This is a genomic window from Aeromonas sp. 1HA1 (assembly GCF_029237385.1).
GTDB lineage: Bacteria > Pseudomonadota > Gammaproteobacteria > Enterobacterales > Aeromonadaceae > Aeromonas > Aeromonas popoffii.
Genome location: NZ_JAACGC010000021.1, coordinates 40341 through 60825 on the forward strand (window position 1 = coordinate 40341; position 20485 = coordinate 60825).

The following is a 20485-nucleotide window of genomic DNA, read 5'->3' on the forward strand; positions in this document are numbered from 1 at the left end:
CGTGAGCCGGACGTTCAACTGACCGTCATTGGGCTCGAAAGCGGGCTCTGTGTAATTTGCGACCAGCATGTTTGCTGGACCGCTTTTCCATGTTGGACATCCTGTTCAAAGGCGCTGTCAGGAGGCGGAGCTCCGTGCACTAGCACGATGAAGTGTTGCCCGGAGCCATCCCTCTTCTGAGTATTCATCCGCTGCGTGCATGCCCTCTCACAGGGAGGATGCCCCGCATCTGCTGAAAACAGGAGACCTAGGCCGGCGAGATGCTTCATCGCCGGTGAGCAGATCGGCGTCACAGACAAAAACGGGGCGGGTAAAAGTACCTTGCTGGGCCCCCTCTCGGATCGTCTGGGCCGAATGAAGGTGATGCTCGAGGCGATCCCCCTGTGGTATCGGCCCAGGCCCCCGACTTCGTCCAGTGCGTCACTGCCGCCATGCTGGCGCGGCGACAGCCTGCCGCCGACCAGTGAAACCGGATAACAAAGAGGGCTCCCTGCGGGGAGCCCTCTTGCTATTACATGCTGGTGGTGACTCAGGTGTGGATGCTGGCCAGCTCGTGCCGTTTCAACGCCAGCAGTGTGATGAGGAAGGCGGCGGTGGCGATCAGCGCCATGCCGATATAGGTGGCACTGAACCCCGGGGCCAACTCGGCCGGGCTCAGGCTAGCCAGATTGTGGCTGGTCCCCGCTGGCAGGGCGGCATGAAACAGCACGGCACAGATGGCAACCCCGACTGCGCCCCCCAGCTCGCGACCGAAGTTGAACAGGGACATGCCGATACCGCGATCTTCCCGTGGCAGGGCATTTTGCACCACCACCGAGAGCGCCGGCAGCACCAGCCCCAACCCCAGACCGGCAAACCCAAGGGCCAGCTTGACCCAGACATCGAAATGGATCTGCCACAGCGCCAGCGCCGCCAGGGCAAAGCCCACCACCACGAAGCGCTTGTAATAACCGGTGCGGCCGATCAGCTTGCCGCCGACGAAGGCCCCTGCCGTGATGCAGACCATGAAGATCACCATATAAAAACCGCTCTCGCTGGCTCCCATCCCCTTCTGCAACTGCATCTGCAGCGGCAGATAGACCAGCACGGCGAACATCAGCAGTTGCGAGGCCAGCGCCAGCAGCACGCTCACCAGATAACCGGGCAGCCGAGCCAGATGGGCGGGCAGTATGGGATCCTGGGCGCGCCGCTCCACCAGGATGAGCAGCAACAGGGCAATCGCCAGTCCCGCCGCCAGCCAGATGGCGGGGAGCGCCGTCTCGGGCGAGAGCAGCAACAAGCCCAGCGTGGTGACGGTAATGAGCAGCGCGGCCCCCTTCCAGTCGAAGCGACTGTGGCGACGCACATTGAGGTGGCCCAGATTGCGGTTCACCAGCCAGAGCGCCAGCGCCCCGAGCGGCAGGTTGATCCAGAAGATCCAGCGCCAGCTCAGCTGCTCGGTGAAGTAGCCACCGAGCAGGGGCCCGGCGATGCTGGAGACCACATAGACGGCCGAGATGTAGCCCTGATACTTGCCCACTTCCCGTGGCGGTATGCTGTCGGCGATGACGGTGAAGGCTAGTGCGATAAGCCCTCCGCCGCCCAGTCCTTGCAGCACCCGGGCCGCCAGCAGGGTCGGCAGATCCTGAGAGAGGGCGCAGGCCACCGAGCCCGCCATAAACAGGCCTATGCCGATGTTGAGCATTCGTACCCGGCCGAACAGATCGCTCAGTTTGCCGTAAATGGGCAGGGCGGCGGTGGCCGCCAACAGGTAGGCGGTGACCACCCAGGTGAGGGCGGCGCCAGCGTTCAGCTCGGCCCCTATGATAGGCAGTGGGGTGGTGACTATGCTCTTTTCCAGTGAACCCAGGGCGATCACCAGGGCCACGCTTGAGAAGATGGTTTTTGGAGACATATGCGGGCTCGCTAATTTGAAATGCCAGGATCTGCGGCACAAAGCTCATCATTGTCTCATAAATCACCAGCCGATGGCCAAAACCACTGCCATGGCGCCGCCATGCGCGCAACCATGACGGAGGTCGCGGCATACGCCCGCTGGATCTGGTAGTGTGAGTGTTTGGTTCAAGAGGAAGCAGACCCATGTCCGAGCAGTTCCGGTTTGATCAATACGACGCCCTGATTTTCGATATGGATGGCACCCTGGTGGACTCCATGCCCCTGCATCTGGATGCCTGGGAGGTAACCAGCTCAGAGTTCGGTCTGCCGTTTGATCGGGCACAGCTCAATGAATACGGCGGCATCCCTACCCGCAAAACAGTAAGCATGCTGGCTGCGCAGCACGGGCTGGATATCGATGTGGATGCCTTCACCCACCGCAAGACAGCCCTCTATTTGGAAAATATCGACAAGGCCCTCGTCTTCCCTCCCATGTGGGATCTGGTCAAGCGCTGGCACGGCAAGGTGCCGATGGGCATAGGCACGGGATCATCGCGGGAGCATGCCCAGCGCATTTTGAAAAATACCGGCCTGGATGCCTATATCTCAGTGCTGGTCAGTGCCGACGACATCCACAACCACAAACCCCACCCGGACACCTTCCTGAAGGTAGCCGAGTTGCTCGGGGCCAATCCCGCCAACTGCCTGGTGTTTGAAGATACCCAAATCGGCATTCAGGCAGGCAAAGCCGGCGGCATGGCCACCTTGCTGGCCACCGAAGGCGCACTGCAACGGGTGTGAGAACGGGTTAGCTAAGCGCCCGCCACTGCCGCCAGAGTCCGCCAAGGAAGACCAACAGGAAGAGGCCCAGAGCCATCTGCCAATGGAAAGTGAAATAGAGGTCCGCTGGCAGGGATGCCAGATAGATAAACAGGGCACTGAACAGGCCGCCACACAGCGGTCTTTTCAAGAAAGACCAGCGCAGCAGTGTGACAACACTGCCCCCCTTGCCAGACCGGGCCATCAGTGCATCCCCCGCAGGCTGAAATTGCCGGCGACGCTATACCACGGATTGTGCGCCCTGTGCTTCTCTTCCCGCGCCTCATGATCCTGCAACAGTGTCAGCACCTCGGCCAGGATATCGGCATAAGAGGGGGCAGCGACAGCCATCACCCCTTGTTCGACCCGTTGGTGACGCTCATCATCATCCCCGGCTACCCAGGTTGCGAGAGAGGTAAATGACTGACCTTGCTTGAAAAAGTGATAACGAGACATAGTGGGCTCCGAAGCGTTGGGGCCACAATATACACCGAAGATTGCGAACAAAATAGACCCGTATGGCAATCTAATTAAGTCTTGGTGTACCGTCACCTCATCCTCCCACCTTGTCACCGCCAAGGGCTGCAATGACCCGTTTAAGCGAGAGCAAAGGACCCGGGAGCACAGAGCCAAGGCCGGGTAAAAGGGTGTATAGGCCCAACGAAAAACCATAAAAAACGCCCCTTTCGGGGCGTTTTGGCCAACTGTCGCCCTTACATGGCGTTGGTGGATTCGAAGATCTTGTCGGCGGAGGCTTCGACAAAACCCGGGTAGAGCACACCATCGGCCTGCGGGTAACGCAGGGCGAACTCGTAGAAGCAGCTCGGAATGGTGCGCACGCCATCGGTGAAGGCCACATCCGCCTTGTCGGCCATGGTGGAGGATTGCTCCAGCATCACCTGCGGGTCCCCTTTCACCTCGCCACCCACACCGTTGAGCACGAAGCCGGCCGCCTTGAGGGCGGCGTTGACCTGCAAGATGGTATCGAACTGCTTGAGGCGATTGATGTTGACCGTGAAGTGGTTGGCACGATAGCCCCAGGCCGCCATCCAGGCCGCGTACTCGCTCTCCGCCAGCAGGGTCTGGTAATCGGCCCAGGAGACCTGCCAGGGGGCACCGGCATAGAGGAAGGCCGGGGTATCGGTCAGGTACGCAGGCACCTGATCCGCCAGCTTGTGGATGATGGCCTGCGCCGCTGGGGAGAGTTCTTCCACCTTCAGCTCGCTGATGAACACCTTGGGGGCATCCGGATCTTTATGCTCAAAGTGCTTGGCATAGAGCTTCTTGGCCTTGAACACATATTCGCCCTTCTGCTCGTAACCGAGCGCCAGGAAGTGGGCGGCCAGCTTCTCCAGCCCCAGCTTGGGCAGGTTGTAGGTGCGAAATGCCACGTGATCATTGACGATGGGCTCGCCACCACCCAGCAGGGTGTGGACCTTGAGGGCACTCGGGGTGACGTGAATGTAGTTATCCCACAAGTGACCGAACAGGGTGTCGATATCCTTTTGCATCTCTCTTTCCTTTGATTGCGGGTACAGACAAGGGCACCTGTTCAGTGCCCCTTTTATTGTTTGTGATCTGCGCTCAACGCAGAGGAGGACAGTGTCAGCCTCTTCCTTGTTAAAAGGTCAAACCCGGCGACAGCTGATCCGGCATGGCGGCTTTGCTGTCCTCGACGGATGCGACCGGATAGGCGCAGTAGTCGGCGGCGTAGTAGGCGCTCGCCCTGTGGTTGCCGGAGGCACCGATACCGCCGAACGGCGCGGCGCTGGAAGCACCCGTGATGGGTTTGTTCCAGTTGACGATACCGGCGCGGATCCGCTTGAAGAAGTGGTGCCAGTCCGCCTCGCGGTCACCGAGCAGGCCCGCCGAGAGGCCGAAGCTGGTGGCGTTGCCTTGATCGATGGCGGCATCAAAATCGTCGTAACGAATGAGCTGCAGCAGCGGGCCAAAATACTCTTCGTCCGGCAGTGCGCTCACAGCGGTGACATCGATGATGCCAGGCGAAACGAAGCCTGTGCCCGCTTCCAGGTGCTTGAGGGTGAGCAGACTCTCGCCACCCAGTCGTTGCAGGCTGGCTTGCGCCGCTACCATGCCCAGCGCCGCTTTCTCGCTGATCATGGCCCCCATGAAGGGCTGCTCGGCGGCATCATAGAGGCCAACCTTGATCTGGCCGACCACCTCGACCAATCGCTTGACCAGGGCATCGCCCCGGGCACCGCGCTCGACAAACAGACGGCGGGAGCAGGTGCAACGCTGGCCGGAAGTGATGAAGGCAGATTGCACTATGGCGTGAACGGCGCCATCAATATCACTCACATCCTTGACGATCAGCGGGTTGTTGCCACCCATCTCCAGCGCCAGGATCTTGCCGGGCTGACCGGCAAACTGCTGGTGCAGGAAGTGGCCGGTACGGGACGAGCCAGTGAAGAAGAGGCCGTCGATATCCGGATTACCTGCCAGCGCCTTGCCGGTCTCCACTTCGCCCTGCACCAGGTTGAGGACGCCCTTGGGCAGTCCCGCCTCCTGCCAGATCTTCAGCATGGCTTCGGCCACCATGGGGGTCAGTTCGGAAGGCTTGAACACCACGGTATTACCGGCGATCAGCGCAGGCACTATGTGACCGTTCGGCAGATGGCCCGGGAAGTTGTAGGGGCCGAACACGGCCACCACGCCATGAGGCTTGTGGCGCACGAATGCCTTGGCACCCGGCATGGGATTTTCGACCGTGCCGGTGCGCTCGTCATGGGCGCGGATGGAGATGGCGATCTTGCCCTGCATGGCGGCCACTTCGGTGCGGGTTTCCCACAGGGGCTTGCCGGTTTCGCGGGCGATGGTGAGCGCCAGCGCCTCCTTGTGCTCGCCGAGCAGATCAGCGTAACGACGCACGATGGCAAGACGCGCCTCCAGGCTCATATCGGACCAATGGTATAAGGCAGCGCGGGCAGCCTTGACGGCGGCATCCACCTGGGCGGCGCTGGCAGCCCCCCCTTGCCAGATAACCTCGTTCTTCGCCGGATCCCTTGACTCGAATGGCTTGCCTTCACCGGCAAGCCATTGACCGTCTATCAGTTGTACTAACTGGCTCATCCATTCACTCCCTGTGGTTCGCAAGCAACGTTGGCTGCCTGTTTCATATGCGGTTTTACTGCCAATACGGCTCAATCGAGATCGACGGCGCGTACCATGTCACCATCCTGCACCTTGAGTGCCGTCGCCATCTTGGGCGGAATGATGGCTTCATGCTTGTCGAGATCGACCCGAATATTGCCGTAGCAGGCACGGTAGTGCTCGTAGTGGGTATTACAGACCAGATGGATCTTGCCACCTATGGGTTCGCCGATCAGCACCCGCAGCTTCTGACTGCGGCGCACGCTGCGGATATTCTTCACGTCACACTCGACGGTGGGGCCTGCATCGAAGATGTCGACATAACCCCGGTTCACGAAGCCTTCATCCTGCAGCATCTTGATGGCCGGGCGGGTCTTGTCGTGGGTCTGGCCGATGACGGCGCGCGCCTCGTTGCTCAGCAAGTTGACGTAGATGGGGTACTTGGGCATCAACTCGGCGATGAAGCGCTTCTTGCCAATGCCGGTGAGATAGTCGACGGTGGGAAAATCCATCGAGAAGAAATGCTTTTGCAGCCACTCGTAGAAGGGGCTGTGACCATTGCCATCGGAGACGCCACGCATCTCGGCAAAGACGGTATCGTCGAACAACTCGGGATGCTCGGCCATGAACAGGAAGCGGTGCTTGGAGAGCAGGCGGCCGTTGAGCCCCTCGCGGGCGCATTCACGCAGAAACAGGGTGCAGAGTTCGGAATTGCCGGTGTAGTCATTGGACAGCGTGAGCGTCTCGACCACGTTGTAGATGCCGAGCTTGGGGGAAGAGTGCACCACCTTGCCGATGTGATAGTTGTAAAACGGCTGGGACAGGCCCACGGCCGCATCGATGGCACAGGTACCGACCATTTCGCCGGTCTCCAGATCCTCAGCGACGAAGAAGTAGAGGCAATCACCCTTACCTGCCGGTTTGTCCGAGAAGGTCTGGGTCGAGGCATCTATCTTGCGCTGCAGCAGTTCATCGTTGACAGGTAACGAAGTCATGCCGGTGCCGGATTCAATGGCACAGGTCTTGAGACCGGCAAAATCTTTTTGCTCGATGGGACGGATAACCAACATAAATGACAACTCCCTTTCATTGACGACAGGTGGGGTCCCGGCTCCTGCCGGGAGGGCTCCCCACCTCAATTTGGATCAGGCGTTAACCACCTGGGCAACCGCTTTCTCGAACCGGGCCAGCCCTTCCTTGATGTCCGCTTCCGGGATAACCAGCGAGGGGGCAAAACGCACCACGTTGGTACCCGCGACCAGTGCCATCAACCCCTGATCGATAGAGGCCAGCAGGAAGTCACGGGAACGGCCCTTGTAGTCATCGTTCAGCACGGCGCCGAGCAACAGCCCCTTGCCACGCACTTCGCTAAAGCAGTGGTACTTGGCATTGATAGCATCGAGCCCGGCACGGAACAGCTGTTCGCGCTGCTTGATGCCGCTGAGCACTTCCGGGGTGTTGACCACATCGATCACCGCCTCGGCCACCGCACAGGCCAGCGGGTTGCCGCCGTAGGTGGAACCGTGAGTACCCACTTTCAAATGAGCCGCGATCTCGTTGGTGGTCAGCATGGCGCCGATGGGGAAGCCGCCGCCGAGCGCCTTGGCGCTGGTGAGGATGTCAGGCGTGACACCCAGACCCATATAGGCGTAGAGATCACCGGTACGGCCGACCCCGGACTGCACTTCGTCATAGACCAGTAGGGCATTGTGTTTGTCGCACAGCTCACGCACGCCCTTGGCGAACGCGTCGGTCGGACGAATGATGCCCCCCTCCCCTTGCAGCGGCTCCATCACCACGGCGCAGGTATTGTCGGAGATGACAGCAGCCAGCTCCGCCAGGTCGTTGTAAGTCACATGGGTGATATCCGCCGGCTTGGGACCGAAACCATCCGAGTAGGCGGCCTGGCCACCGACACTGACGGTAAAGAAGGTACGACCATGGAAACCCTGATGAAAGGCGATGATCTGGGTCTTGTGCGCACCGAACTTCTCGATGGCGTAACGACGGGCCAGTTTGAGGGCCGCTTCGTTGGCTTCGGCGCCCGAGTTGCAGAAATAGACCTTGTCGGCAAAGGTGGCGGCAACCAGCTTCTTGGCCAGGCGCAGGGCTGGCTCGTTGGTCATCACGTTGGAGAGGTGCCACAGCTTCTCGCCCTGGGTTTTCAGCGCTTCGACCAGCTTGGGATGGCAATGGCCGAGACCATTGACGGCTATCCCACCGGCAAAATCGACATACTCACGGCCTTCCTGATCCCAGACACGTGACCCTTCACCACGCACCGGGATGATCTTGGCGGGCGCATAGTTGGGAACCATCACTTCATCAAACACTTCACGTGTCACTGCCAACAACTCTGACATATTGCTCTCCTTCGATCTGGCGACAGAATAATCCACCGCCCAAAAGTTAAATCCATGTAAACACATCGGCATTGTCACAGAAAAAAAGCTAAAAGTCTGCAACAACACGAGTTACAGGGAACAATGTTCGATTGCCTGTGAGATTTTAGGCAACCGCATTGCATAACGGCTCAGGGGGTATTGGCAAGAGATAATTTGGACAGGGAGGGGGGTGAATAAAGTGTCAGGGAAAATATTTTTGGCTTCATGTCGATTCTGGGAAGCCGATCACAACGATTCAGGAAGTTGCTAAAAAATTGGCCAGCAATTGGTGACCCTGCTCGCTCAGGATGCTCTCCGGATGGAACTGAACTCCCTCTATATTCAACTGCTTATGGCGCAAGCCCATGATCTCGTCAAAAGAGCCATCGGCGTGCTCGCTCCAGGCGGTGATCTCGAAACAGTCGGGCAGTGTGCCCTGATCCACGATCAACGAATGATAACGGGTGACCCGCAGCGGATCGTTCAGACCGCGAAATACACCCTGCCCCTGATGGCGGATGAGCGACGTCTTGCCATGCATCACCTGACGGGCACGCACCACTTGGGCCCCGAAGACCTGCGCCAGGGATTGATGGCCGAGACAGACACCCAAGATAGGGAGCTGACCGGCAAAGCGGCTGATGGCCGCAAGGGAAATGCCCGCCTCATTGGGCGTGCAGGGGCCGGGGGAGATCACCAGATAACGGGGGGAGAGCTGCGCGATAGAATCCAGCGTCAATTCATCATTGCGCTTCACCACCACCTCTTGCCCCAGAGCGCCAAAATACTGCACCAGGTTCCAGGTAAAGGAGTCGTAGTTATCGATCAGCAACAGCATGGGGCAACCAGAGACAGAGAATTAACGATCCAGATAACGACCCTGTTCCATTTCGCGCTCGCGCTGGCATTCGGCCAGATAGATGGCGGCGGCGATGGCAGGGGTCTTGTGGTATTTGTCGATGGCGTTGGAGACCATCAGCTGCAGAGTATTGAGGTTCTTGGCCTTGCGAAATTTACGCAGCCAGTGACCTTTGTCACCCAGCTCTTCAATCATGATATTGGATTCGACAGACATGCTTACTCTTGGGGCAAAAGCCCGCGTTTGAAATTGGAAGATGAATTACAAATAGCAGGTCGGGTAAAAACAAAGAAAGCTAGGCAAATACCCAGCTCTCTTCTACTACACCTTCCCAGTATGTCAGGCTCGAGGAACAAAGCCGATGACATCATATACCCTGGTCAGGGTTTTTTCAGCCCTTTCCCGTGCCTTTTGTGCACCTGCCGCCAAAATTGTTTGCAGATGAGCTTCATCCTGACGCAGCTCGCGAAAGCGCGCCTGAATAGGTTCCAGCAAGGCAACGACAGCCTCGGCAGTCTCGGTCTTGAGGTGACCGTACATCTTGCCTTCAAAGTGCTGCTCCAACTCGGGGATGGAGCGACCGGTTACCCCGGACATCAGGGTCAGCAGGTTGGAGACCCCCGGCTTGTTCTGGGGATCGAACCGCACCACCGCCGGCTCGTCGGAGTCGGTCACGGCACGCTTTATCTTCTTGACGATCTGCTTGGGATCTTCCAGAAGACTGATGAAGTTGGCCTCGTTGTCATCGGACTTGGACATCTTCTTGGTCGGATCCTGCAGGCTCATCACCCGTGCCCCGTCGCTAGGGATGAAGGGCTCTGGCAGAGTGAACGCCTCGCCGTGCAGATTGTTGAACCGGGTGCAGATGTCGCGAGTCAGCTCCAGATGCTGCTTCTGATCGTTGCCGACCGGTACCTGATTGGCCTGATAGAGCAGGATATCGGCAGCCATCAGCACCGGATAACCAAACAGACCGACGTTGACGTTGTTCTCGAAACGGGCGGACTTGTCCTTGAACTGGGTCATGCGCGACAGCTCGCCCATCTGGGTGTAGCAGTTCAGGATCCAGCCAAGTTCGGCGTGCTGTGGTACGTGAGACTGGATGAAGACGGTGCTCTTCTTGGGATCGATCCCCACCGCCAGATAGAGGGCGGCGGCATCGAGACACGCCTTGCGCAGGGCGGCTGGCTCCTGGCGGGTGGTGATGGCATGCAGGTCGACGATGCAGTAAAGGCAGTCGAAGTCATCCTGCATATTGACCCACTGACGCAGGGCCCCCAGGTAGTTGCCGATGGTCAGCTGACCCGAGGGTTGGGCCCCGCTCAGTACGATAGGTTTAGTCATGAGAGTGTTAATCCTTGTTATTCGGCCAGCTCGGCAGCCTTATTCGGCCAAGAGTGCATCGAGTTGGGCAAACTGCTCGCATACCCAGTCCGGGCGGGAATCTGCAATGGGGCGGCCATAGTTATAGCCATAGGTCAATCCCACCACCTTGATGCCGGCGGCCTGCGCGGCCAGCACGTCATTCTCGGAGTCACCCACCATCAGGGTCCGCGACGGGCTGACGCCCAGCTCGTGGCAGGCATGCAGCAGCGGATCCGGGCTGGGTTTTTTAACGGGAACACAGTTGCCACCCAGCCAGAGCGCGAAACAGTCGCTGATGCCGAGGGCATCCAGGATGGGCTGCACGAAGTGACTCGGCTTGTTGGTCACGACGGCCTGCAGGTAACCGAGCTTCTGCAGGCGGCGCAGGCTCTGCTCAACCCCGTCATACATGGCCAGCCCTTCCAGCAGACAGGCCTGATAATGCCTATCGAACAGGGGGCGCGCCGTGGCAAACAGCACAGGGGCCTCACGGTAATCCAGCGCCCGCTGGATCAGCTTGTCGGCCCCGTTGCCGACCCAGGTACGCACCACGGCCTCGTCGGCCTCGGCCAGTCCCAGCTCGGTGAGGGTACGGTTAACCGCCAGCGCCAGCTGAGGGGCGCTGTCTATCAGGGTGCCGTCCAGATCGAACAGCACCAGATCAAAATCACGCTCAGCGTTCGACATGGGCAAGCTCCGCGCGCATCCGGTCGATCACCGCCTTGTAGTCCGGCTGGCTGAAGATGGCAGAGCCGGCTACAAACATGTCGGCACCGGCTTGTGCGATCTCGCGAATGTTGTCGACCTTGACGCCGCCATCGATCTCGAGGCGAATGTCACGGCCACTCTCGTCGATCAGGCGACGCACCTGGCGCAGCTTGTCGAGGGTGCCGGGAATGAAGCTCTGCCCCCCGAAGCCCGGGTTGACCGACATCAGCAGGATCACATCCAGCTTGTCCATCACGTACTCAAGGCAGGTGAGCGGCGTCGCCGGGTTCAGCACCAGACCCGCCTGGCAGCCCTGCTCCTTGATGAGGCCCAGGGTGCGATCCACGTGATCGGACGCTTCCGGGTGGAAGGTGATCAGATTGGCGCCCGCCTTGGCGAAGTCCGGGACTATGCGATCCACCGGCTTGACCATCAGGTGCACATCGATGAGCGCCTCGATGCCATAGTCGCGCAGGGCCTGACAGACCATGGGGCCTATGGTCAGGTTGGGGACATAGTGGTTGTCCATCACGTCGAAATGCACCACGTCGGCACCGGCGGTCAGCACTCTGGCAACATCATCGCCCAGACGGGCGAAATCGGCGGACAGGATCGAGGGGGCAATCAGAAAGTCTTTCATCAGCGTCATCCATTGGCTAGCGGGCAGAAAAAGCGGCGTAATTTTACCGCAAATATCCGATGAAAACGACCCGAACGCAGGAAGGTAAAAATGAGCCGCCAACGTTGCCGCACATGTCCGATGAAAACGACCCGAATGCGGGGAGAAGAGCAGCGAAACCTGGAAACAGCAGCGGCACCCGAGGGTGCCGCCAGAAGATCAGCCGAGTGAGACAAGCTCGGCATCGCTGGGGTAGTGACCCTGCTCCGGCTCGATACCGGGCGGGTAGAGCGCCAGCAGCTCGGCCACCTTGTTGCGGCTACCGCCGTTGCGGCTGATGGTGCGCTTAACCAAGATCTCGTCCAGTCGAGCGCCACGGTATAGCTCGCGAGTCAGCTCTATGTCGTGGTTGCTGATAAGCACCGGCACCCCCTTGTGGGCAGCCGTGTGACGGGCCAGCCGCGCCAGTATGGCCTGATCATCCAGCGTGAAACCGCCTGCGGAATAGGTGGTGAAGCTCGCCGTGGTGGAAAGCGGCGCATAGGGGGGATCGCAGTAGATCACCCAGTCCGGCTCGGCGCGCTTGATGGCATCGGCATAGCTTTCGCAGATGAAGGTCGCCTTCTGCGCCTTCTCGGCAAAAGCCCATAGCTCTTTCTCCGGGAAGTAGGGCTTCTTGTAGGAACCAAACGGCACGTTAAAGCCGCCCTTCTTGTTATAGCGACACAAACCATTGAAACCGTGGCGGTTGAGAAACAGGAACAGCAGTGCCCGCTCAAAGGTGGTTTCGGTCTGATTGAACTGGGTACGCAGCCGATAGTAGGCCGCCTTGTGATTGTGCTCGGCCACAAACAACTTGCGCGCTTCGGCGATGAATCGGTCAGGCGTCAGCTTGAGATGGTTGTAAAGGCAGATCAGATCCGGATTGATGTCGTTGAGCACATAGGCGTCGTAGTCGGTGTTGAGAAACACGGACCCGGCCCCGACGAAGGGCTCCAGCAACACACGCCCGGCCGGCAAGCGCTCGGCAATCTCTTCAACCAGGGAGTATTTTCCCCCGGCCCATTTTAAAAAAGCGCGTGTTTTTTTCATGGAAATCCGGTGTTAAGAAGGCATCGACCAAAAAAGGGGGACGATTCTACCCCCTTACCGGGCGCAATGGCTATTGCTTCAACTCTTTTTGTACCTGAGCAAACGACTTGGGCCAGGGCTGTCCCTTGAGCAGGGCGGGTGAGAGCTTGCGAATGGCAGCCTTGGCTTGGGCTGCATTGGCATAATCCCCTTGCAATACCACGTACCAGGGGCTGCCACGGAACTGGGTTTTGTAAACCCAGACATTGCCTGCCAGAGCGTGCTCGGCCACGAACTTGTCGACGGCCTTGGTGTTGCTCGCCCCCATCAGCTGGATGCTGTAATGACGCTTGGGCTTCTTGTTCAGGGTCGCCGCCGGTGTCAACGCCACCTTGGGTGACGGTGCCACCACGGGTTCAACCACGGCTTGCTTGGCGACCGGTTTGGTTGCAACTGGGGTGCTCTCGGCCTTGGGCGCGGTGGCCGGCTTGGCAAGCAGGCCCTGGGTCGATGTATTCTGAGCCTGGGCAACCTGAGTCGAAACGGCTTGGGAATCGGCACCGGTCAGCTCATCCACCACGACCATGGGCAAAGCACCGCTGACGTTGGGTTGGTTCATCAGTTTCTCGACCACTTCATCGGAGATCACCACCCGGCGCCCCTCGTAATTGGTCGATTCGGTGGTCATGGGCTCGCTCTCGACCACCTTGGGCAATACCTTGGCATCCGGCTGCCAATCGCGCACCACACCGCTCGGGTTATCACCACTGGCATTCGCACTGCCCTGACCACCGCTCCGGCCATCGCTACCGGTATCGGTGCCGCCTATGGTCAGGGGATCACCACCAGACACCGGAATGGGCAAAGCCGTGATTTGCGCAGGTTCCAGCGCAGAACGCTTGCTCTCACCGTTAAACAGAGCTGGCAGCAGATAGCTCAGGGCCAGCAAGCCGGCGGCAACCACTGCCAGCACGGTCGCAATCTTCTTGACGGGCAACTCTGCCTGACGCTTCTTGGGCCTTCTGTCGGTCATGATATCCTCCAGTAACTGCATGATGATGGACGGATGTCCATTTGCCGCGTTCAGGATCTCTTCCACTTTCAACTTGGGCAAGAGGGCTGCCGGGATCTTGAGCTCTTTGGCTTTCTCATACAAGAAGATACGTTGCTCTGGCGCGCTCAGTGGCGCCACTTCCAGCTCCAATGCCGGCATTGCCCGCCCTTTCAGCAGGACCTTCTGGTTGCGACACCAGACGTCACTGCCGGAGAGTACGATGGCCAGCTGATGCGGCACGGAGAGGGTATCGTTGTGACGACAGAGGCTCCACAGCTCACCAACCAGCTCGGCGGGCAACTCGTCGGCACGTTCGATCAGCAGTAGCAGGGTGGCAGACTTGCCTTCCAGCATGCGAAAGAAGCTGTCGGCCAGCGCATCCTGTGGATTGAACAGCGGCCTTGCCACCACCTGCGGCAACAGCAACTGACGCACGTCCGCCATTTTCATGGCAGGACTGCCAATCAGGCTCACGACTCGCACTTTTTCGGGCAGGGCACCGAGCAGGGATTCACACAGGGTGCCGCGACCACTGCCTTGCTTGCCAGAGAGAAAAATAAAGGGGTGATTGAATTCAATCAGGTGCAGCAGCCGGTCAACCAGCTGCCGCTGGGAAGGAAGTTTAAGCAGTTTATTATTACTCACGACCAGACTCGATCACCGCCAACAATTCAGCATCGGAGACATCGGCCACCACCTGTGCATGGCCGATACCGACTGGCAATATCAGTCGCAGCTTGCCTTCCAGTACCTTCTTGTCACGCCGCATATGGCGAATGAAGGCATCGAAATCCATCTCGGCCGGCGCCTGGATGGGTAGATTGGCCGCCAGCAGCAGATCGCGGATACGGGCTACCTGCCGGTTATCCAGCTCGCCACGCACCTCGGCCGTGAATGCAGCCAGCATCATGCCTGCGGCAACGGCTTCGCCGTGCAGCCAGTTCCCATAGCCTTTTTCGGCCTCGATGGCGTGACCAAAGGTGTGGCCCAGGTTCAGCAGGGCACGCACACCGTGCTCTGTCTCGTCCTGCGCTACCACATCGGCCTTGATCTCGCAGCAGCGGCGAATGGCATACGCCAGGGCAGCCGGCTCCAGCGCCTGCAGACGGGACATGTTGGTTTCGAGCCAGGAGAAGAATTCGGCGTCCCAGATGATGCCGTACTTGATGACCTCGGCCATGCCGGCGGCAAATTCACGGGCAGGCAGGGTCTTGAGGCATTCGGTGTCGATAACCACATGTTTGGGCTGATAAAAGGCCCCAATCATGTTCTTGCCGAGGGGATGATTGACGGCGGTCTTGCCGCCGACGGATGAATCAACCTGGGAGAGCAGTGTGGTAGGCACTTGAATAAAAGGAATGCCACGTTGGTAGCTTGCCGCAGCAAAGCCGACAACATCCCCAATCACACCGCCCCCCAGGGCGATCAGTGTAGTGTCCCGACCATGGTTGGTTTCCAGCAGAGCAGACATGATCCGCTCGAAGGTTGCCAGGGTCTTGTAGGCCTCACCGTCCGGCAGGATCAGGTGTTCAACCTGAAAACCGGACAGCAACTGGATAATCCGCTCAAGATACAAGGGCGCAACAACGGTATTGGTCACTATCATGACCCGTTTGCCCTTGATGGTTTGTGTCAGCACCTCTGCATGCTGCAACAGACCCGCCGCTATCTCGATGGGATAACTGCGTTCACCCAGTTCGACCTTCAACCTTTCCATGGACGTCCTCTAGATTACATGCCAATCAACTTAACAATTTGATTAGCAACAATTTTAGCGCTCTGATCATCAGTCTGGATGACAAAGTCAGCCACTTCTTCATACAGCGCATTGCGCTCTTGTGCCAGACGCTCGAGTACTTCGCGCGGCGGCTCTTCGGTTTGCAGCAGTGGGCGACGCTTGTCTCTTTGTGTGCGTGCCAGCTGCTTCTCAATGGTTGTTTCGAGGTACACCACGATACCGCGAGCAGAGAGCTTGTTCCGTGTTTCACGGCTCTTGATGGCACCGCCACCCGTCGCCAGCACGATACCCTGCTGTTCTGAAAGGTCGCCTATGACCTTCTCTTCGCGGATCCGGAAACCCTCTTCGCCTTCAACATCGAACACCCAGCCGATATCGGCACCACTGCGGCGCTCAATCTCATGATCTGAGTCGAAAAACTCCATATGCAGTTGTTCTGCCAGATGTCTACCTATGGTGCTCTTGCCCGCACCCATGGGACCTATCAGGAAAATATTGCGTTTCTCAGCCATGTCTTTTCATTAGTAATTACAAACTGTACGACCCCGACAAACACTCGATCGGGGTACCTATGAACCTTGTCTTGCGATGGATCAGGAGGGGGATTATCTCAATAGAAATCGGGACTGGCAACCGCAGCCCTTACGCCCCAGCCTCATTGGGGCGTAAGGTTATATGTGTTTTACCCTCACATGTAAAGCATTCAGAAGGCGTCAGTGACTATCTTCGGCGTCACGAAAATTAGCAATTCCCGCTTTTTATTCTCGCTGGTTGTCTTGCGAAACAACAGGCCAAGACCCGGGATATCACCGAGTAGAGGCACCTTGCTGACATCGCTCTTGATGGTCTGTTGATAGATGCCGCCAAGCACCAAGGTCTCGCCATTGTTGACCAGCACCTGAGTGGTGATGGACTGGGCATTGATGGAGACCGCATCACCGGTACCGGTTGGTACCGTCTCACCCTTGGTGTCCTGGGTCACGGTCAGATCCAGGATAACCCGGTTGTCCGGCGTGATTTGCGGTGTAACCTTGAGGCTCAATACTGCCTTCTTGAAGGTGACGGAGGTGGCGCCACTGGAGGAGGACTCCACATAGGGGATCTCGGTCCCCTGCTCGATCAGCGCCGGTTTCTGGTTGGCAGTGGTGACACGGGGGCTGGCGATGATTTCAGCCTTGCTCTCTTTTTCCAGCGCCGACAGTTCGAGGTCCAGCAGGGTACCATTCGCCAGACGGGCCACCTGAAATGCCAGGGTGCCAGCGGCATTGGTGACCGGCAAATTGACGTTCAATCTGTCATCCACCCCGGGACGGGTGATGGTCGAACCGCCATTGTTATTGCCGGAGCCATCATTACCTTCGATGGAACCCGATGTACTGTTGCCGTGACCATCGTTTTTGGTCACGCCCCAACGCACCCCGAGCGCCTCGTCGAATCCATCATCTATGGTCACCATGCGCGCTTCGATCACCACCTGTTTGACCGGAATATCCAGGATATCCAGCATGCGCTTGATGTTGCTGATGACCTCTGCCGTATCTTTGACCACCAGCACGTTGGTCCGCTCATCGACACTCACGGCCCCCTTGGAAGAGAGCAATTTGGTACTCTTGGATGAAAGTAAATTCGCCACCTCGGATGCCTTGGCATAGTTGATCTGCAAGTACTCGGTATAGAGCGGCGCCAAATCGGCCACCTGATTGCGACTCTCCAGCTGCTGCTTCTCCCGAGCGGCGATCTCTTCTGCCGGCGCCACCAGCAGAATGTTGTTATCCAGTCGTTTATCCAGCCCTTTCACCTTGAGGATGATGTCCAGCGCCTGCTCCCAGGGCACACCATCGAGCCGAAGTGTGATATTGCCTGATACTGAGTCCGTGGTGACCAGGTTGAGGTTGTTGAAATCGGCAATGAGCTGCAGCACGGTACGCACAGGAATATCCTGGAAGTTCAGCGAAATCGGTTTGCCCTGATACTGTTTGCCTGCGGTCACCGCTGTGCGCTTTTTCACCTCGACAATGAACATCTTGTCCGCCTGATCGTAGCGGTAATCAAACTGGCCATTGACGGAGAGCTCGAACAGGGTGTCATTGCCCTGGCGGAACACCTCTACCTGAGTGACAGGGGTGGCAAAGTCCTGCACATTGATCCGATTGAGCAGGTCGTCCGGTACGCGAGTACCATGGAACTTGGCCAGCACGGTCTGGCCACGGCTGCTGACATCCACAACCGCCGAGCTGTTGTCCAGCGTGACCAGAAACTCCCCATGCCCATCCTTGCCACGCCTGAAATCCACCCCCTTGACGGAGTTGAAATAGGCGTCGCTTGCCCCGGTCTGCGCTGCGGGCAAGACGGGTTTACTGGCTACCGGTACGGCCACCGGGGCAGACTGAGTCACAGGCGAAGGATTGACAAAGGCAGGCGAGGTCGTCGGTGCTGAGACCATGCCCGCTGACTGGCTCGAAGCCGGAAGAGGCATGGTTGCCTTTTCTCCCAGAGCGACCAGCAGCTTGTTGCCCTGCTGATGCACCTGATAAGGGGTCAATTGATCGAGCGCTATCTTGATGTCGAGCCCGGCTCCCTTGCCCTCGACCTTGAGATTATCGACCCCCTGTTGCTTGATGGGCAGCGGATTGACATTGAGCGCCCCCACGGCTCCTGGCACATGCAGCAACAGCTGATTGGGCTCATAGGAGAGCCGGTCGGTAAAGCCGCTGACCGGTTCACTGAAGCTCAACTCCAGCAACAGCTGATCGGCCATCAGCGCATTCACTTTCACCTCTTGCAAAGTGGCCACTGCCCAGGCCTGGCTCCATGCCCCGGCGCAAAATAGCAGGGCAACTCTGGTTACAGTACCGATTGTTATTCTCATCGCAGTCATCCCTGATTATCGTTTTGCTTCAAGATTGGCCATGCCCAATTGGGTTTCTCTGGTGACCCAGCATCCTTTGCCATCCGGAATAGTCTCAATCAAATCCACGTAGGTATCAGTGATCCTGATCACTCGGCCCTGATCAAGTCCCATATGTTGGTTGAGACCCACCCGCACAGACTGACCATCCGGCGTCCGGATCAAGGCCCACAACTGACCCTGCTTGCCGAGCGATCCCTGCATACTCAGGCTGGCCAGCGAGTAGCTCTCCAAGACTTCTTTCTCTCTGTTGACGACCATCTGGGCACAATCTGGTTTCATCTTGGCATCGACCTTGGCGCTGCTGGCCTCGGGCTGGGGGGCAATGAAAGGGCTGCGCTGATCGCTGAGATGATAAGCCATGGGCGAAAACGGTTTGATTTCAGGTAGCGGCTCGATAGGCACAGGCTGCCTGGCCTTGGTCTGAGCCACATAGTTATCCATCTCATCCTGCCCACCGCAGGCGGTCAACAGACACACGGGCAAGAGTACGCAGATCATCCTCATTTTTTCTGCCCCACTGTCTTGCCGTTGTACTTGTAGGTCTTGGCCAGCATCGACATGCTGATCATCTCGTCTGGCTCCTTGCTCTGCCCCAGGGTGAACGACTCCAGGATGACGATCCGCGGCAGCGCCGCCATGTCAGCCGTGAACTTGCCAATCTCATGGTAGGTACCCACGACCTCGATCCGCATGGGCAGTTCAGTGGAAAACTCGTGTTTTATCTCGGACTCCCAGTTGATGCGATTTAATTTAAGGCCGTTGTCGGTCGCAATGAAGCTGATATCGTCCAGCAAACCCGCCACCTCGTGAGTATTGGGTAACTGTTTGAGCTGGGTATCGACCAACTGCTCAAGTTGTACCATCTGTATCTTGTATGCCCCCAGATTGGCAGCAAGCATCGCCTTGCTCTCGAACTGCGCCTTCAGTTCAGCCTCCTTGTTGGTTTCCTGGGCCAGCAAGGCCAATGAATTCGCAATCACGTAGTAATAGATTGCGCCGCCCAGCAGCGCACAAAAAAACAGGATGAAAATGCCCTTGGCCAACTTGGGCCAGCTGGCAATGTTGTTGAGATCCAGTTCATTGAGCTGTTGTAGGTTCATTCTTGCCCCTTAACCGCATCGACGGCGGTACCTTCCGCAGCGGCAACCTGGAAGGACATGGAAAACTGACTCAGTGAAACTGGCGCAACGTCGGTCGCAAAAATCGTGCTGAGCTGTGACTGCTCCAGCCAACCGGAGCCATCGATGCGCCGCATCATGCTGGCAACCCGACCATAGGCTTCGGTCTTGCCGTTGACGTCGATCCGGTTGTCTTGCAAGGCAAGCGTGTTCAAATACACCCCGTTGGGTACCAGCGAGGGCAACTGATTGAACAGGCGAACCGGCAGATTGCGACGCATCTGCAGCTGTTCAATCAACTGCATGCGATCGATCAGCTCCTTGCGCCTTTCCTTGAGCAGCCGGATCTCGCCGAGCTGCGCATCGAGTATGGTCATCTCTTGCAACAAACGTTGATTTCGCTGCTGTTGATAACTGATCTGCTGCTCCACCAGCCAGTCGGCGGCAAAGCCGAGGGCGGCGGTGATCGCCAGGAAAATTCCGAGCATGACACCGAACTGCTTCTTCTGCCGCTGGGCTCTGGCTTCACGCCAGGGGAGGAGGTTTATATTTGACATGGAGTGAAGCTCCTCATTGCCAGACCCAGCGCCGTCATGTATTTGGCACCATGAGCGAGTCCCCCCTCCCCTTTGGGTTTACCAAACAAAGCGAAAGGATCGGGATGCAATACTTCACAGCTGAGTTCATTGCGGACCTGAGCGACAAGCCCGGGTATCAGACTGCCACGAGCTATTGTCAAATCTGGTGTATGGCGTCGGTCAGGCGGCACTCCTGTCTGACTCCTCCAGCACCTTTACTCCGTCCTTGAATTTCACGTTGTTCGCTACCAACGTCAGCAGCGCAAATCCCTTGA

General features: G+C 58.2%; 21 protein-coding genes and 1 pseudogene. 1 reads left to right on the top strand and 21 read right to left on the bottom strand.

Annotation, left to right across the window (positions count from 1 at the left end; genetic code table 11):
* Positions 1–529: 529 nt before the first annotated feature.
* Complete coding sequence (locus GWQ22_RS09130; RefSeq protein ID WP_275930099.1) at positions 530–1894, bottom strand: MDR family MFS transporter; 1365 nt, start codon at positions 1892–1894, stop codon at positions 530–532.
* A 185-nt stretch (positions 1895–2079) separates the two neighbouring features.
* Between GWQ22_RS09130 and GWQ22_RS09135 the strand changes: the two genes are divergently transcribed.
* The gene (locus GWQ22_RS09135) at positions 2080–2676 is read left to right on the top strand and encodes a beta-phosphoglucomutase family hydrolase (RefSeq protein ID WP_275930100.1); all 597 of its coding nucleotides are present in this window, start codon (positions 2080–2082) and stop codon (positions 2674–2676) included.
* A 7-nt stretch (positions 2677–2683) separates the two neighbouring features.
* Here the strand turns inward: GWQ22_RS09135 and GWQ22_RS09140 are convergent, their stop codons facing one another.
* The 20 genes and pseudogenes from GWQ22_RS09140 to GWQ22_RS21875 form a co-directional block, all read right to left on the bottom strand.
* Positions 2684–2899 (bottom strand): hypothetical protein, encoded by a 216-nt coding sequence (locus tag GWQ22_RS09140; protein ID WP_275930101.1) that lies wholly within the window; start codon positions 2897–2899, stop codon positions 2684–2686.
* Positions 2899–3150, bottom strand: a complete 252-nt coding sequence (locus tag GWQ22_RS09145) for a hypothetical protein (RefSeq protein WP_275930102.1) — start codon at positions 3148–3150, stop codon at positions 2899–2901. The genes GWQ22_RS09140 and GWQ22_RS09145 overlap by 1 nt, the downstream gene beginning before the upstream one ends.
* Before the next feature lie 257 nt (positions 3151–3407).
* The gene (locus tag GWQ22_RS09150; protein ID WP_275930103.1) at positions 3408–4205 is read right to left on the bottom strand and encodes a DUF1338 domain-containing protein; all 798 of its coding nucleotides are present in this window, start codon (positions 4203–4205) and stop codon (positions 3408–3410) included.
* A 109-nt stretch (positions 4206–4314) separates the two neighbouring features.
* A complete protein-coding gene (gene astD, locus GWQ22_RS09155; RefSeq protein WP_275930104.1) occupies positions 4315–5784 on the bottom strand; it encodes a succinylglutamate-semialdehyde dehydrogenase in 1470 nt (489 codons plus the stop codon).
* Positions 5785–5855: 71 nt separating this feature from the next.
* Positions 5856–6875, bottom strand: coding sequence for an arginine N-succinyltransferase (astA, locus tag GWQ22_RS09160; RefSeq protein WP_275930105.1), 1020 nt, complete (start codon positions 6873–6875; stop codon positions 5856–5858).
* A gap of 75 nt (positions 6876–6950) precedes the next feature.
* Positions 6951–8168, bottom strand: a complete 1218-nt coding sequence (locus GWQ22_RS09165; protein ID WP_275930106.1) for an aspartate aminotransferase family protein — start codon at positions 8166–8168, stop codon at positions 6951–6953.
* A 277-nt stretch (positions 8169–8445) separates the two neighbouring features.
* Positions 8446–9027: an aminodeoxychorismate synthase component II gene (locus GWQ22_RS09170; RefSeq protein WP_042039213.1), complete on the bottom strand. Its 582-nt coding sequence runs from the start codon at positions 9025–9027 to the stop codon at positions 8446–8448.
* Positions 9028–9048: 21 nt separating this feature from the next.
* A complete protein-coding gene (locus GWQ22_RS09175; protein ID WP_042039214.1) occupies positions 9049–9264 on the bottom strand; it encodes a hypothetical protein in 216 nt (71 codons plus the stop codon).
* 123 nt (positions 9265–9387) lie between these two features.
* A complete protein-coding gene (gene trpS, locus GWQ22_RS09180; protein WP_275930107.1) occupies positions 9388–10392 on the bottom strand; it encodes a tryptophan--tRNA ligase in 1005 nt (334 codons plus the stop codon).
* 39 nt (positions 10393–10431) lie between these two features.
* On the bottom strand, positions 10432–11100 hold the full coding sequence (locus tag GWQ22_RS09185; protein ID WP_275930108.1) for a phosphoglycolate phosphatase: 669 nt from the start codon (positions 11098–11100) through the stop codon (positions 10432–10434).
* Entirely contained in the window at positions 11087–11761 is a 675-nt protein-coding gene (gene rpe, locus GWQ22_RS09190; RefSeq protein WP_108536660.1) for a ribulose-phosphate 3-epimerase, read from the bottom strand. Before rpe ends, GWQ22_RS09185 begins: the two co-directional genes overlap by 14 nt.
* 198 nt (positions 11762–11959) lie before the next feature.
* Positions 11960–12832: a Dam family site-specific DNA-(adenine-N6)-methyltransferase gene (locus GWQ22_RS09195; protein WP_042033844.1), complete on the bottom strand. Its 873-nt coding sequence runs from the start codon at positions 12830–12832 to the stop codon at positions 11960–11962.
* A gap of 70 nt (positions 12833–12902) precedes the next feature.
* Positions 12903–14510: an SPOR domain-containing protein gene (locus tag GWQ22_RS09200; protein ID WP_275930109.1), complete on the bottom strand. Its 1608-nt coding sequence runs from the start codon at positions 14508–14510 to the stop codon at positions 12903–12905.
* A complete protein-coding gene (gene aroB / locus GWQ22_RS09205) occupies positions 14503–15582 on the bottom strand; it encodes a 3-dehydroquinate synthase (RefSeq protein ID WP_042033841.1) in 1080 nt (359 codons plus the stop codon). The genes GWQ22_RS09200 and aroB overlap by 8 nt, the downstream gene beginning before the upstream one ends.
* A 14-nt stretch (positions 15583–15596) precedes the next feature.
* The gene (gene aroK / locus GWQ22_RS09210; RefSeq protein WP_005317117.1) at positions 15597–16115 is read right to left on the bottom strand and encodes a shikimate kinase AroK; all 519 of its coding nucleotides are present in this window, start codon (positions 16113–16115) and stop codon (positions 15597–15599) included.
* Positions 16116–16306: 191 nt separating this feature from the next.
* Positions 16307–18472 (bottom strand): type IV pilus secretin PilQ family protein, encoded by a 2166-nt coding sequence (locus tag GWQ22_RS09215; protein WP_275930110.1) that lies wholly within the window; start codon positions 18470–18472, stop codon positions 16307–16309.
* A gap of 15 nt (positions 18473–18487) precedes the next feature.
* Positions 18488–19018 carry a pilus assembly protein PilP gene (locus GWQ22_RS09220; RefSeq protein ID WP_275930111.1) on the bottom strand — a complete coding sequence of 177 codons (531 nt, stop codon included), beginning with the start codon at positions 19016–19018 and terminating at the stop codon, positions 18488–18490.
* Entirely contained in the window at positions 19015–19614 is a 600-nt protein-coding gene (gene tapO, locus GWQ22_RS09225; RefSeq protein ID WP_275930112.1) for a PilO family type IV pilus biogenesis protein TapO, read from the bottom strand. Before tapO ends, GWQ22_RS09220 begins: the two co-directional genes overlap by 4 nt.
* On the bottom strand, positions 19611–20189 hold the full coding sequence (tapN, locus tag GWQ22_RS09230; RefSeq protein WP_275930113.1) for a PilN family type IV pilus biogenesis protein TapN: 579 nt from the start codon (positions 20187–20189) through the stop codon (positions 19611–19613). Before tapN ends, tapO begins: the two co-directional genes overlap by 4 nt.
* Positions 20177–20371, bottom strand: a pseudogene (locus GWQ22_RS21875) (pilus assembly protein PilM); the annotation flags it as partial. The pseudogene GWQ22_RS21875 and the gene tapN, both read right to left, overlap by 13 nt.
* Positions 20372–20485 lie beyond the last annotated feature (114 nt).

What these genes read in the sequence shown, in the direction of transcription:
- tapO (WP_275930112.1), bottom strand. Translation starts at nt 19,614, where the DNA reads ATGAACCTACAACAGCTCAATGAACTGGATCTCAACAACATTGCCAGC.
- GWQ22_RS09140 (WP_275930101.1), bottom strand. Translation starts at nt 2,899, where the DNA reads ATGGCCCGGTCTGGCAAGGGGGGCAGTGTTGTCACACTGCTGCGCTGG.
- GWQ22_RS09165 (WP_275930106.1), bottom strand. Translation starts at nt 8,168, where the DNA reads ATGTCAGAGTTGTTGGCAGTGACACGTGAAGTGTTTGATGAAGTGATG.
- aroK (WP_005317117.1), bottom strand. Translation starts at nt 16,115, where the DNA reads ATGGCTGAGAAACGCAATATTTTCCTGATAGGTCCCATGGGTGCGGGC.
- GWQ22_RS09135 (WP_275930100.1), top strand. Translation starts at nt 2,080, where the DNA reads ATGTCCGAGCAGTTCCGGTTTGATCAATACGACGCCCTGATTTTCGAT.
- GWQ22_RS09220 (WP_275930111.1), bottom strand. Translation starts at nt 19,018, where the DNA reads ATGAGGATGATCTGCGTACTCTTGCCCGTGTGTCTGTTGACCGCCTGC.
- aroB (WP_042033841.1), bottom strand. Translation starts at nt 15,582, where the DNA reads ATGGAAAGGTTGAAGGTCGAACTGGGTGAACGCAGTTATCCCATCGAG.
- GWQ22_RS09195 (WP_042033844.1), bottom strand. Translation starts at nt 12,832, where the DNA reads ATGAAAAAAACACGCGCTTTTTTAAAATGGGCCGGGGGAAAATACTCC.
- astD (WP_275930104.1), bottom strand. Translation starts at nt 5,784, where the DNA reads ATGAGCCAGTTAGTACAACTGATAGACGGTCAATGGCTTGCCGGTGAA.
- tapN (WP_275930113.1), bottom strand. Translation starts at nt 20,189, where the DNA reads ATGTCAAATATAAACCTCCTCCCCTGGCGTGAAGCCAGAGCCCAGCGG.
- GWQ22_RS09175 (WP_042039214.1), bottom strand. Translation starts at nt 9,264, where the DNA reads ATGTCTGTCGAATCCAATATCATGATTGAAGAGCTGGGTGACAAAGGT.
- GWQ22_RS09145 (WP_275930102.1), bottom strand. Translation starts at nt 3,150, where the DNA reads ATGTCTCGTTATCACTTTTTCAAGCAAGGTCAGTCATTTACCTCTCTC.
- GWQ22_RS09215 (WP_275930110.1), bottom strand. Translation starts at nt 18,472, where the DNA reads ATGAGAATAACAATCGGTACTGTAACCAGAGTTGCCCTGCTATTTTGC.
- GWQ22_RS09185 (WP_275930108.1), bottom strand. Translation starts at nt 11,100, where the DNA reads ATGTCGAACGCTGAGCGTGATTTTGATCTGGTGCTGTTCGATCTGGAC.
- rpe (WP_108536660.1), bottom strand. Translation starts at nt 11,761, where the DNA reads ATGAAAGACTTTCTGATTGCCCCCTCGATCCTGTCCGCCGATTTCGCC.
- astA (WP_275930105.1), bottom strand. Translation starts at nt 6,875, where the DNA reads ATGTTGGTTATCCGTCCCATCGAGCAAAAAGATTTTGCCGGTCTCAAG.
- trpS (WP_275930107.1), bottom strand. Translation starts at nt 10,392, where the DNA reads ATGACTAAACCTATCGTACTGAGCGGGGCCCAACCCTCGGGTCAGCTG.
- GWQ22_RS09150 (WP_275930103.1), bottom strand. Translation starts at nt 4,205, where the DNA reads ATGCAAAAGGATATCGACACCCTGTTCGGTCACTTGTGGGATAACTAC.
- GWQ22_RS09130 (WP_275930099.1), bottom strand. Translation starts at nt 1,894, where the DNA reads ATGTCTCCAAAAACCATCTTCTCAAGCGTGGCCCTGGTGATCGCCCTG.
- GWQ22_RS09170 (WP_042039213.1), bottom strand. Translation starts at nt 9,027, where the DNA reads ATGCTGTTGCTGATCGATAACTACGACTCCTTTACCTGGAACCTGGTG.